The 11,951-nt window shown below is 26.0% G+C and carries 13 protein-coding genes; 5 read left to right on the forward strand and 8 right to left on the reverse strand.

Translation table 11 applies throughout. The features are described 5' to 3' along the window. Window positions 1-17: 17 nt before the first annotated feature. Genes ALANTH_RS10710 through ALANTH_RS10725 form a run of 4 tightly spaced genes read right to left on the reverse strand, consistent with a single transcriptional unit; the run spans window position 18 to window position 4,201 of the window. A complete protein-coding gene (locus ALANTH_RS10710) occupies window positions 18-815 on the reverse strand; it encodes a UDP-N-acetylmuramate dehydrogenase (protein ID WP_029888415.1) in 798 nt (265 codons plus the stop codon). Further along, a complete protein-coding gene (locus tag ALANTH_RS10715) occupies window positions 812-1,681 on the reverse strand; it encodes a menaquinone biosynthesis family protein (protein ID WP_026808338.1) in 870 nt (289 codons plus the stop codon). Before ALANTH_RS10715 ends, ALANTH_RS10710 begins: the two co-directional genes overlap by 4 nt. Window positions 1,682-1,684: 3 nt before the next feature. Further along, the gene (locus ALANTH_RS10720) at window positions 1,685-2,455 is read right to left on the reverse strand and encodes a hypothetical protein (RefSeq protein WP_026808337.1); all 771 of its coding nucleotides are present in this window, start codon (window positions 2,453-2,455) and stop codon (window positions 1,685-1,687) included. Between the two features lie 12 nt (window positions 2,456-2,467). Beyond that, window positions 2,468-4,201, reverse strand: a complete 1,734-nt coding sequence (locus ALANTH_RS10725; RefSeq protein WP_026804211.1) for an ATP-binding protein — start codon at window positions 4,199-4,201, stop codon at window positions 2,468-2,470. A 119-nt stretch (window positions 4,202-4,320) separates the two neighbouring features. Between ALANTH_RS10725 and ALANTH_RS10730 the strand changes: the two genes are divergently transcribed. Genes ALANTH_RS10730 through dauA form a run of 3 tightly spaced genes read left to right on the forward strand, consistent with a single transcriptional unit; the run spans window position 4,321 to window position 7,237 of the window. After that, window positions 4,321-4,932, forward strand: a complete 612-nt coding sequence (locus tag ALANTH_RS10730) for a tetratricopeptide repeat protein (protein ID WP_026804210.1) — start codon at window positions 4,321-4,323, stop codon at window positions 4,930-4,932. Beyond that, window positions 4,933-5,574 carry a tetratricopeptide repeat protein gene (locus ALANTH_RS10735; protein ID WP_026808336.1) on the forward strand — a complete coding sequence of 214 codons (642 nt, stop codon included), beginning with the start codon at window positions 4,933-4,935 and terminating at the stop codon, window positions 5,572-5,574. It abuts the gene before it with no gap. A gap of 40 nt (window positions 5,575-5,614) precedes the next feature. Beyond that, window positions 5,615-7,237 (forward strand): C4-dicarboxylic acid transporter DauA, encoded by a 1,623-nt coding sequence (dauA, locus tag ALANTH_RS10740; protein WP_026808335.1) that lies wholly within the window; start codon window positions 5,615-5,617, stop codon window positions 7,235-7,237. An 11-nt stretch (window positions 7,238-7,248) separates the two neighbouring features. Here dauA and ALANTH_RS10745 read toward each other — a convergent pair whose 3' ends face one another. Next, a complete protein-coding gene (locus ALANTH_RS10745) occupies window positions 7,249-7,503 on the reverse strand; it encodes a helix-turn-helix domain-containing protein (RefSeq protein ID WP_228131127.1) in 255 nt (84 codons plus the stop codon). A gap of 102 nt (window positions 7,504-7,605) precedes the next feature. On the opposite strand from ALANTH_RS10745, the gene ALANTH_RS10750 reads away from it, so the two are divergent. Further along, window positions 7,606-7,920, forward strand: coding sequence for a hypothetical protein (locus tag ALANTH_RS10750; RefSeq protein WP_228131126.1), 315 nt, complete (start codon window positions 7,606-7,608; stop codon window positions 7,918-7,920). A gap of 2 nt (window positions 7,921-7,922) precedes the next feature. On the opposite strand, the gene ALANTH_RS10755 is transcribed toward ALANTH_RS10750, so the two are convergent. The 3 genes from ALANTH_RS10755 to nfo all read right to left on the reverse strand — a co-directional run bounded on the left by ALANTH_RS10755 (window position 7,923) and on the right by nfo (window position 10,564). Next, window positions 7,923-9,104 carry a Bcr/CflA family efflux MFS transporter gene (locus ALANTH_RS10755; RefSeq protein ID WP_026804205.1) on the reverse strand — a complete coding sequence of 394 codons (1,182 nt, stop codon included), beginning with the start codon at window positions 9,102-9,104 and terminating at the stop codon, window positions 7,923-7,925. A 62-nt stretch (window positions 9,105-9,166) separates the two neighbouring features. Next, the gene (locus ALANTH_RS10760) at window positions 9,167-9,700 is read right to left on the reverse strand and encodes a TetR/AcrR family transcriptional regulator (RefSeq protein WP_026804204.1); all 534 of its coding nucleotides are present in this window, start codon (window positions 9,698-9,700) and stop codon (window positions 9,167-9,169) included. 21 nt (window positions 9,701-9,721) lie between these two features. Further along, on the reverse strand, window positions 9,722-10,564 hold the full coding sequence (gene nfo, locus ALANTH_RS10765) for a deoxyribonuclease IV (RefSeq protein WP_026804203.1): 843 nt from the start codon (window positions 10,562-10,564) through the stop codon (window positions 9,722-9,724). A gap of 182 nt (window positions 10,565-10,746) precedes the next feature. On the opposite strand from nfo, the gene ALANTH_RS10770 reads away from it, so the two are divergent. Beyond that, window positions 10,747-11,946, forward strand: a complete 1,200-nt coding sequence (locus ALANTH_RS10770) for an NAD(P)/FAD-dependent oxidoreductase (protein ID WP_026804202.1) — start codon at window positions 10,747-10,749, stop codon at window positions 11,944-11,946. Window positions 11,947-11,951: the final 5 nt, after the last annotated feature.

Raw genomic sequence — 11,951 nt, forward strand, 5'->3', positions numbered from 1 at the left:
AATTTAAAATCTAAATATTATTCAAAAATGATAATTTCTTCTTGTAAATCTATATTAAACTGTTCTTTGACTTTTTGTTTTGCTAGATTTATGAGAGAAATAGCATCTTCAAAAGTTCCATTTCCATGATTTACTAAAAAATTTGCATGAGTATTTGAAAACTCCATATCTCCTACTCTTTTGCCTTTTAATCCAACAGATTCTATAAGTCTTCCTGCAAAATCTCCTTTTGGATTTTTAAAACAACTTCCAGCACTTGCCATCTGTGGTTGGTTATCTCGCATTTTTGTAAATTCATTTTGTTTTTCTTGTGAAAAACCTAATTCTTTATGAAAAACTACTTCATAAACAATAGTGTCTATTTTTGTTTCTCTATATGAAAAATCTAAATTTTCTTTTAAAATATAACCATCTTTTGTTTTTATAGAGTGAATATAGTTGAAAATTTCCCATTGTTTTAACCCAGCATTCATTTTTACCAAACCACCCAAATTCCCTGGTAATTTTGCTAAAAACTCTAAAGAAGCAATATTATTCTTTCTTGTATATGTAAGAAGTTTTCCACTACTTGTAGCACAACCTACATACAGCAAATCATCTTTTTCTTTTATATAGTCAAACTCTTCACCTAAAATAGCAAATTTTTTTTCACAATTTGGTGAAACTAGCAAATTGTTTCCTCTTCCAATAATCTGAAAATCATTATAATCGCCTACTTCATTTATGACTAAAACTTCTTTTTCTCCACCAATATGTATAGAAGAGTATCTTTTAAAATCTATAGTTTTATAATAGTTATCTATTTTATCGTTCATCTACTTCTTAACTCTTCATACTCAGTTGGAATTAAAAAATCTTCTGCTTTTATCAAGTTTTGATAGTGTCCACTTTTATAGCCTAGTGCAAAAAGTTTATTTAAAGCTTTATATTGAATTTCACTCATTTTTACAGAATTATCATTTGCATATAAATCTAAATATTTATCTAAAGTTGTAGCATCTACACGAATTAGACCTTTTTCTAACAACATTGGAGCTAAAGTTTTTCTATTTTTATTTGCGACATCAACAGCTTTTATAAGTGCATTTTCATATTTTATAGCATCATGAAGAGGAATTGAACGACGAAGACACATTCCACCAAGAGGAAGAGGTAAATCTTCACCATCACAAAGTTCTACCCAAATATCCCAAATTTCACGTTCCACTTCAAGTTCACTACTATAAGTTAAAATTGATTCGTGGATTAAAACTCCAGCATCCACAACTCCATCAAGAACAGCTTTTTCAATATCTAAAAAGTTCATATATGAAACTCTTGCATCAGGATAAGCAATTTTAAATAAAAGTGCATTTGTAGTAAATTCTCCACTTAAAGCTACTTTAAAGTTTCTTTTTAATTTTGTATCTTTCTTTTTAATAAGTTTTGGCCCATAACCTTCTCCAAAAGACACAGCAGTCTTAAGTAGCGCATAATCATCTTTTACAAATGGATAAAGTGCAAATGAAATAGCACAAATATCGTAAATACCTTTTAAAGTTGCTTGATTTAAAGTTTCTATATCTAAAGCAATATTATCAAATTTAGTATCTTCTAAACTAACCCAACCAAATTTAATTGCATAATACATAAATATATCATCTGCATCAGGAGAGTGCCCTACACTAATAACTTTACTCATATATTAATCCTTTTCTATTTTTACTTGTTTATATCTATATTCATTTACTATATTTTCAACATTTAATATGGCAATTGTTCCTGTTAAATTTTCATCTATTTTTAATACTCTTTTTATATTCTCATTTTTTGAAATTATATTTATATTTTCACCATCTTTTACCTTTGCTATATTTGCAAAAGTTTGACTAGCTAACAATACTTTAGTATCTTTTCCAACTAAAGAATAAAGCAAAGTTCCATTAAATGATTTTAAATCTTCAATATCCTCTAAATCAAAACTTTCACAAGAGTTTAAACTATTTTGTAAATCTTCATCTAAAACTAGAACTTCAAAATCTGTATATTTTTTTATAGTTGCTAAAAGTTTGATAATATTTTCAACTCTTTCATGATTTTTTATATCTTTTCCTATAATTAAAACTTTAGAATTTGAGTTTTGATAAAACGCATAAGCCTCTTCAAATTCCTCTTCACCTGCACTACTTTCAGCTGAAATATATCCTAAATCAAGATTTTGAATAAACTCTTTTATTTTTTCGTCACAATTTTTTACAAAAGTATCAAGAAGTAAAGCACAAATTCCCTCTTCACTTCCAACTTCATATTTTATAAATTGAGTATAAAAACTTTTTAATTCAAAGTTATCTATTGGATGCATATATGTAAATTTTGTCACTTGTTTACAGGCTTTTTGTAAACTATTTTTCAAATCTTTATCTTCGAAAAATGTTCCAATACTTAAGATATAATCATATTTTTCTAAACTATTCACTAATTTTCCTTATTAAAAAAATCCAACTTTTGTTTCATTATCAAATTGACCTTTTTTCTCTTTTGAAATTTGTTCTTCAAAGTCTTTTAGAGTAAAAATGGCATCATCTTGAACTGCTAATTTATATGCAGTATTTTTTATAACTAACTCTATTTGTCCACCAGTCAATTCATATTTTCCAATTTTCTCAAAATCAAAATTGTCTTCAAGAGGTAAAGTTGTTGGTATTAATTTTTTCCAAAGCTCAATTCTTTGTTCTAAATTTGGTTTTACAAATTCTATTTTATAATTAAATCTTCTTGAAAATGCCTTATCAAGATTTTCAAGTAAATTTGTAGTTGCGATTAAAATACCATCAAACCTTTCAATCTGTTCTAAAAAAATATTTTGCATTTGATTGTGCATTTTATCACTACTACTATTTGCACCACTACTTCTTGAACTTAAAAATTGATCAGCCTCATTTAAAAGTAAAACTGGTTCACTTTTTGTTTGTTCTTTTATTTCATTATATTTATCAAATATTGCTCGTACATTTTTTTCACTTTCACCAATATACATTGATAAAATTTTTGAACAATCAAAACTAAGAACTTCTTTTTTAAGAGATCTTGCTAAAGCTAAAGCTGTAATAGTTTTTCCAGTTCCAGCAACTCCATAAAAAATTATCTTTGCATCAATTCCTCTTTTTTTATCTTTTATACCCCAAGCTTTTAGCCTATTTATAACACTTTTATCAACTTGTTTTAGAAGATTGCTTAAAGTATCTTTTGTTTTTGGATTTAGTACAACATCACTTAAATTTTTTGTTGTAGAGATAAGTTCAAACATCTCTTGATCTTTTATAATAGTTTCTAATTTTATCTTTGCAACATTTGAAGTTTTTTTAGTTGGATGAGATATTTTATATAAAACTTCATCTGGAATATAAAAATTTCTATTTATTCCACCAAAAGGTGTTAGAACCTCATCATAATCCACTAAACTTTTTGAGATTAAAGTAGAACTCTCTTCAAGTAAACTTCTATATTTGATTTTTTCATAATCATCATTTGAAATAAGTTCTATTAGATAATTCATCTCTCTTAATGTTCCATCTCCACCACTATATTCTTCTTTTAAAAGAGCTAAAAATAATGTTTTTTCTTGTTCACTTAAATTATACTCTTTAAAAAACGATTCAATCATGATTGGGTTTGTTGTTGCACTTATTCTATCTTTTATCCTATTTTCAAGAAGTAAAAGTTTATTCTTCAGTCTATTAGAACTTGGACTATTTATATCAAAGTTTCTTTTTACAATATTTAGCTGTTGAGCTAAATCTATTTTTAGAAATTGATCTTGTAAATACTCTAAATGATCCCCATAGTTTTTTATATCAGGTAATATAAAATCACTACTACCACTTTCTAACATTTTCAAATATGCACTTGATAGTGTAACACTAGAATTTATTAACTCTAATTTTGAAGCTTCATTTAGCTTAACTTGGTCAAAAGAGACTTGAATTAACCAACCAAATTCAAGTAATGACTTAATCAAATTTAGTTTTTCTAAATGCTCATATTTTTCTATATTATAAAATTGCCCTAGAATATCAATAACACTTAAAATATCTCTTCCATTTATATACTCTTTTGAAATATATTGTAGGATTTTCGCCTCTTCAACAGAACATTTTAATTGATTATAAAATTTTGTATTCTCTATATCTTTTGCTTTTAAAAAATTTATTACCTCTTGCATCATTCCCCATTAAATAAAATATGCTTAATTTTATATGTTATCTTAAATCTTCTTAACTACAAATGAATAAAAAAATGATAAAATAGAGCTATTTTAAATTTCAAAACAAGGATTTAACTATGTTCAAAGTTATAAAACTTGCTATATTAGCAGCTGTAATACCTTTTATTACTGCTTGTTCTAATCATAATCAAGCTATGAAAGTTTTACCAAATGAACTTGAAATTGCAGATCAATGTAAAAATATGAATATTAATTTTGAGATGGATTGCTATGATTTAATCTCATATAAAAACTCTTTTGCTCAATTAAGATTAGGAATTCATGCACAAAATAAAGGATTAGCACAAGAAGCATTTGATAGATATACAAACGCAAAGAAAGCTGGTAACTTTTATGCTAATGCATTATTAGCCGACCTTTACTTAAATGGTATAGGTGTTGATGTTGACGAAAAGAAATCTACTAATTTACTAAAAGAAGTACAAAGTGTTGATCCAATTGCAGCATATAAATTATCATTTTACTACTTTTCAGAAAATAATCCACAAAAAGCAATTGAACTTCTTGAATACTCTGCACTAAATGGTGTAAAAGATGCTCAAAAAGATTTAGTATTGGTATTTTCAAATAATCAATATATAGAAGAAAATTTAGAACAAAGCTTATATTATGATGAATTGTATCAAGATGGACAAGATGATTTTTCAAAAAAAATCTATGGAAGATAAATGTTAAAAAATATAATTATTTCAATTTCTACAATATTTTTGTTAACTGCTTGCTCATTTAAAATGCCAGAATTTTTAACATTTGGTTCAAGTATTAACTATGAAGAAGAACTAACAGAAGCAAATCTTTGTCAAGTAATGGAAAATGAGTCAAATAAACTCTATTGTTATAAAAATATAGAAAATAAAAATTCATTTGCTAAAATTAGATTAGGAACTTATCATGCTGATAAAAAAGAGTATCAAGAAGCATTAAAATACTTAAATGAAGCAAAAGAGAATAAAAACCTTTTTGCAAATTTGCCTATATCTTTTATTTATTATAAAGGCGAAGGGGTAAGAAAAGATATCAATAAATCTTTTGAACTTTTAAAAGAATCATCAAATATTGATCCCGTTGCCGCTTTTCAATTATCAAGATTTTATCTTCAAGGTATAAATACAAAAATTGATAATGAAAAAGGTATTGAATTACTAAATTTTGCTGCACAAAAAGGTGTTTTTCAAGCTCAAGAAATGTTAGCAAGTATTTACAAACAAGGAATGTTTGAGCAACCTAAAGACCAAGTAAAATATGAATATTGGTTAAATAAAGTAAAATCAAATAAAGAGGATTTAAACCACAAAATATATATTTTCTAAAGATTTATAAAGGTCGCAAGTCTTAACTAAAAGGAAAAAGATGAAAGATAATATTTTATCAGGTCTTACAGTTGGAATTATTGCGTTACCTTTATCAATGGCTCTTGCTATTGCAACTGGAGTTCCACCTCAACTTGGACTTTATACAGCAATCATTGCAGGTATTTTTGCAGCAATCTTTGGAAGTAGTAAAGTTAATATATCTGGTCCAACAGCTGCATTTATAGTTATTTTAATCCCAATTGTTCAAGAATTTGGAATAACTGGTCTTCTTTTATGTGGACTTCTATCAGGAATTATTTTAATTTTAATTGGTTTATTAAAACTTGGAAATCTAATAGAACTTGTACCATATCCTGTTACTGTTGGTTTTACATCTGGAATTGCAGTTGTTATTGCAACTTTTCAAGTCAAAGATTTTTTTGGTTTGACTATAGATAACTTTTCTGGGAACTATACAGAAAAAATTATTTTATTGTTTAACTCTTTTTCAACTTTTAATTTATATGAGTTTTTAACTGCTAGTGCAACTTTACTCTTACTAATAATTTGGAAAAAAACAAAAAGTAAAATTCCATCAGCATTAATTGCCTTAGGTATTATTACTATACTTGTAGTATTCTTCAATTCACAATATGGATTAAATATCTCAACTATAAATTCCACATTTTCATATAAAATAGGAAATTTTGAAGGTTCAGGAATTCCACCTATTCCTTTACAGTTTTCTTTACCTTGGGAGTTTTTAAAACCAAATGAAATAAATCTTGATTTACTAATCAAACTTCTTCCTCATTCTATTGCAATTGCTATTTTAGGTGCGTTAGAATCTCTTTTATGTGCAGTTATTAGTGATGGAATGACAGGAAGTAAAACTGACCCAAATAAAGAACTAATAGGACAAGGAATTACAAATATAGTAGTTCCTTTCTTTGGTGGAATTCCAGCAACTGCTGCAATTGCTAGAACTGTTGCAAATATCAATTCTGGTGGGACAAGTAAACTATCTTCAATAGTTCATTCATTATTTATATTAGCTTCAATTTTATTTATTGCCCCATATATATCTTATTTACCAATGGCTAGTTTATCTGCACTTTTACTTATGGTTGCTTGGAATATGAGTGAAATAAAACATTTTACAAATATATTAAAAACTGCTCCAAAAGATGATATTTATGTTTTACTTACTTGTTTTTCTTTAACTGTTTTAATAGATATGCAAGTTGCAGTTGCTATTGGAATTGCTCTTGCTTCAATACTATTTATAAAAAGAACTATTGATTTATATTCTATTGAATTAGTAAATGAAAATTTAGATACACATCCAGATATTCCTAAAGAGATTTTAATATATGATATTAATGGTCCAATGTTCTTTGGAGCTGCTCATAAAGCTTTAAAAACTTTATCAAACATAAATGAACAAAAAAGTATTGTAATATTAAATATGAAAAATGTATCTATCTTAGATATAACTGCAATGGTTGCTTTAAAGTCTATTGTAGATAACTTTGAAGTAAAAAATAAAAAGCTTATATTTGCAGGATTAAATAAGAGAGTCCTACAAAAATTAGAAAGAGCTAAGTTTGATTATGTAACAACATTTTCAGAAATAGAAGATGCTATAAACTATGCAAAAAAATATAAACCAAGAGAATAGTTATAAAAAAATTAAGCTTCAAAGAAATACTTAATTTCTACATTTAAAATCTTAGAAATCTTTGCTAAATGTTTTATATTAAAGTGATGGTTATTTTTTCTAAGTTCAGCACGACCTAAATATGCACCTCCACTCATACCTATTTCCAAAGCTAATTGCATTTGTGTTAGACCTTTTTGTTCCCTATATTTTTTAACATTAATTGAAACAATATCTAAAATTCTTTCACTATAAATTTCTAAATCTATATTCATTTCTTTTAACAAATCATTTTCCTAACGATATATATATCTAAGTTATGAATAATATACTTTTTGATAAGATTAAAACAACGATATATATATCGTTATTTTCAAAGAAAGTATTTTATGAATAATGATAAAAAAGTAACTTTAGAAGATTGTTTTTCTAGTAGATTAATAACTTATTCTAATGTAAATTATTTCAATAATTATGAATATATTGATTACCTTGAAATATTTGAAACTATAATTTCATCAAATAGAGATAAAAAAGCTAGTGAAATTTTAGAAATATTATCTAAATTACTAGATAGTAAATATATAACTAAAGAAATTTTTAATGATTTTATAAGAAGTGAATACTTTCTTAATCTTTTAAAAAAGTATTTATCTTCTGTACAAATAGATATTATAAATATTAAAGAATATATTTTATATTAAAATTATCTTTTAAAAACAAAAATTGTAAATAGAAAAGATAAAAGGCTTAATATAAATAATAATCCCAACCAATAAAAAATTGAAACTTCTACTAAATATCCTGCAACTAAAGTTGCAGTTGCTGGAAGTAAAAGTTGTAAAGAACCTAATAAAGCAGCAGTTGCACCTACTGAAGTTTTTTGAGAAGACATTGCTATAGAAAACAAACTAGCTTCTGCCAAACCTAAACCAAAAAATGAGATAAAAAATCCAATTACTATTCCATCTAATCCAATTATAGCTATATTTGAACTTATAAAACTTACTATTGAACCAAAAATTATAATAGCAGCTCCAGATATTGAAATTTGCTTCATATTTAATATTTGTAATAATTTAGTAGATAATAATGCACCAAATAAAAGTGCACTTCCCGTTGCTCCAAATACTAAACCAAAAGTTTTCGAGTCAAGATTATAAATTTCTCTATAAGAATAAGAAGCTCCTGCAATATAACCAAATACAAACATATACATTAAACAAGTTGCAAAAGCAGGAATTAAAAAATTCATATTTTTTATAATATTAAAATAAATAATAAAAATATTTTTAAAGTTTATTACAACTTTTTTTTCATCTTTCAATGTCTCTGGTAATGTAAATAAGGATAATATTAATACTAAAATAGCTAATGTAAATAATACATAGAATACTGCTTTCCAACCAAAAACTTGATCTATATATCCACCTATTGCGGGAGCTAAAATTGGAGTAATTGCACCTATTGTAATTAAAATAGCAAATATTTTAGCAGCAACTTTGCCTTTTGATACATCTCTTACCATACTAATTAAACAAACATATATTAAAGCGACACCTAAACCTTGAATAATTCTATATAGTAAAAATAACTCTATATTTGATGAAGTAGTAATTGCAAAAGAACATAATGCATATAAAGAAATACCTAAAATTAATGGTATTTTTCTTCCAAAATAATCAATGATTGGACCAAAAAAAAGCTGACCAATCCCCATAGCAAATAGATAGAAAGTAAGTGAAAGTTGTACTTTTGAGTAAGAACTTTCAAAAAATACTGCAATATCAGTCATTGAAGCTAAGTACATATCAACTGCCATATAACAAAGAATTTCAATTATGGCAATAGTCATAATAAATTTAAAACTAATTAATCTTCTTTTCATAAAATCTTCCAAAATATATTTCAATACAGTCGTATTGAGATTGAAAGTTTATCAAAAAAAACTTAAAGTAAAAAAGTTTTTAAATCTTCTAAAATCTCTTTTCGTTCTTCTTCTGATAGCTTTATATATTTTAAAGATAGTAAAGCAAATAGTGCTTCTGAAAATAAAAATGCCAATCTTAATTTTTTTCCTTCATCATTTGATGTATCAATAGAATTTAAAGAAACGCTATACCAATCTTGAAATTCTTTCAAAATAAATTCATCTTGCAAAAGCATAGTTACCATTTTTGATGATTTATTAAAATCTTCATTATTTTTATAATTAGATATATATTCAATATGCGCTTTAACTTTTGCATCTTTAGAATCATCACCTTTTGATAAAAGTTCTATTTGATGATTATATTCTTCTTCATTCTTAGATGAAATTGCTTTTATCATTCCTTCTTTATTTCCAAAAATATATTGAACTCCACCTATTGAAACATTTGCTTTTGATGCAACTTTTCTAATACTTAAACCTGAAAGCCCTTCCTTTAATATAATATCTTCAATAACACTTATTAAATGATTTTTATCTATTTTAGTTGCCAAATTATTTTCCTATTTTGTACTCTATTTAACAAAACTATATAAAGTTTCTATCTCTTTTGCCCAAATATCTTCATTAATAGTTTCTAAAATTAGTGGAATATCATCCATTCTTTCATCATTCATAATAAACTTAAAAGCATCCCAACCAATTTTTCCTTCTCCCAAACTATCATGCCTATCAACTTTTGCTCCAAGATCTGGTTTTGAATCATTGATATGCATTCCACTTAAATACTCAAAACCTACAATATTTCCAAAATCACTCCAAGTTTTATCATAAGCTTCTTTAGTTCTTATATCATAACCAGAAGTAAACATATGACAGGTATCAATACATACTCCAACACGACTTTTATCCTCAATTTTATCAATGATATAAGCTAATTGTTCAAATTTATATCCAAGATTACTTCCTTGTCCTGCCGTATTTTCAATTACTAGTTTAACTCCACTTGTTTTATCCAAAACTATATTCATAGATTGGGCTATATTATCTAAACACTCTTCTTCGCTTATTTTCCTAAGATGAGAACCTGGATGAAAATTAAGTTTATCTAAATCTAAAATTTCACATCTTTGAACTTCATCTATAAAGCTTTCTAATGATTTTTCTCTTGCATCAGTATCTGGATGTCCTAAATTTATCAAATATGAATCATGTGGTAAAATATACTTTGTTTCAATTTTACTCTTTTCTAGCTCTTTAAACCACAAATCTATTGTTTTATTATCAAGTGCTTTAGCATTCCATTGTCTTTGATTTTTTGTAAATAAAGCAAAAGCCTTTGCACCTATCTTTGTTGCATTTATTGGGGCATTAAAAACTCCCCCACTTGCACTTACGTGAGCTCCAATATATTTCATTTTAAAGTCCTATTCTTCCTAAAAGTAACATTTATAAACACTATTAACTTTTTTATTGTGTAAACATGTTACTTTTTATCATATCCTAAAATGGCTAAGTATAGAATTACCTATTTAGTTGTCCTCCTTAATTAAAAAGAGTAAAATTTTATAGAAAATCAATTATTTTAAAGGTCGTCTTTATGGAAAAGGTCGTTATTATCGGTGGTGGATATGCAGGAATATATGCATTAAGAGAATTAGTTAAGAATAAAAATATAAAAATTACTTTAATAGATAAACATACTTATCATAATTTACAACCAGAAGTGTATGATTTAATAGCAAACAAGTCAACATTTGCTGATGTTACTATTGACCTTACAACTTTATGTAAAGGTTTTGAACATGATCATTTAGATTTTAAAAATTTAAAAGTTCGAAAAATAGATGTAGAAAATAAAAAAATATTTACAGAAGAGCAAGAAATTGTTGAATTTGATTATTTAATAATGGCTGCAGGAACAAGAACTTTTTTCCCTCCTACAATTTCTGGACTTAATAATGCAGATGATATTAAAAAGCTTCATAGAGCTATTAGTTTTAAACAAAGATTTGAAAAACAACTATTTGAAAAAATCAGAGATGAGCTAAAACAATGTGCAGATACTCATATTGTAGTTGTTGGAGCAGGGCTTTCTGGAGTTGAAATAGCTGCTGAAATGGCATATTATTCAATCAAATTTTTCAAAAGAGGAAATTTTAGTTGTGATAACTTAAAAATTTCTATTGTTAGTAGTTCATCTTCAATCCTACCAGGATTAAAACAAGATTTAATCAATATCTCTCAAAAAAGATTAAAAGATTTAGGGATAAATGTTATTACAAATACAAAACTTCAGGAAATAGGTGAAAATTATTGTCAACTTTCAAATGGTACAAAAATTCCTCATTCATTTGTAGTATTTACTGGAGGAATTGAAGCCTCTACAATTTCATCTGAAATTGATGTATCAAAGAATGCAAAAGGACAAATTATTGTAAATGAATTTATGCAAACAGATAAATATGAAAATATTTTTGCAGCAGGAGATATAGCAGAAATTAGAGATAATAAAGGTGAACTTATGCCACCAAGTGTTACTATTGCAAGACATAGTGGAATAAATGCGGGTAAAAATGTATTAAATATGATAAAAGGTAAAACTTTGATAAAATGCAATCCAAAGCTAGATGGTATTTTAATTGCTCTTGGTGGTACTTATGCTGCAGGAGATATTTATGGTATGCTAACAGTTAAAGGAAGATTAGCATATGAAATAAAAAAATATGTATTTAGTTCTTACAGATCACCTTTACTAAAACTTATTAAAAAAGGTTACTCTAAATTAAAAAAAATATAAAGGTT

Source organism: Aliarcobacter lanthieri, assembly GCF_013201625.1.
Classification (GTDB): Bacteria; Campylobacterota; Campylobacteria; order Campylobacterales; family Arcobacteraceae; genus Aliarcobacter; species Aliarcobacter lanthieri.

Bases quoted from the DNA above. Each gene is read 5' to 3' on its own strand.
- ALANTH_RS10710 (WP_029888415.1), bottom strand. From the start codon at position 815: ATGAACGATAAAATAGATAACTATTATAAAACTATAGATTTTAAAAGA.
- ALANTH_RS10715 (WP_026808338.1), bottom strand. From the start codon at position 1,681: ATGAGTAAAGTTATTAGTGTAGGGCACTCTCCTGATGCAGATGATATA.
- ALANTH_RS10725 (WP_026804211.1), bottom strand. From the start codon at position 4,201: ATGCAAGAGGTAATAAATTTTTTAAAAGCAAAAGATATAGAGAATACA.
- ALANTH_RS10730 (WP_026804210.1), top strand. From the start codon at position 4,321: ATGTTCAAAGTTATAAAACTTGCTATATTAGCAGCTGTAATACCTTTT.
- ALANTH_RS10735 (WP_026808336.1), top strand. From the start codon at position 4,933: ATGTTAAAAAATATAATTATTTCAATTTCTACAATATTTTTGTTAACT.
- dauA (WP_026808335.1), top strand. From the start codon at position 5,615: ATGAAAGATAATATTTTATCAGGTCTTACAGTTGGAATTATTGCGTTA.
- ALANTH_RS10750 (WP_228131126.1), top strand. From the start codon at position 7,606: ATGAATAATGATAAAAAAGTAACTTTAGAAGATTGTTTTTCTAGTAGA.
- ALANTH_RS10755 (WP_026804205.1), bottom strand. From the start codon at position 9,104: ATGAAAAGAAGATTAATTAGTTTTAAATTTATTATGACTATTGCCATA.
- nfo (WP_026804203.1), bottom strand. From the start codon at position 10,564: ATGAAATATATTGGAGCTCACGTAAGTGCAAGTGGGGGAGTTTTTAAT.
- ALANTH_RS10770 (WP_026804202.1), top strand. From the start codon at position 10,747: ATGGAAAAGGTCGTTATTATCGGTGGTGGATATGCAGGAATATATGCA.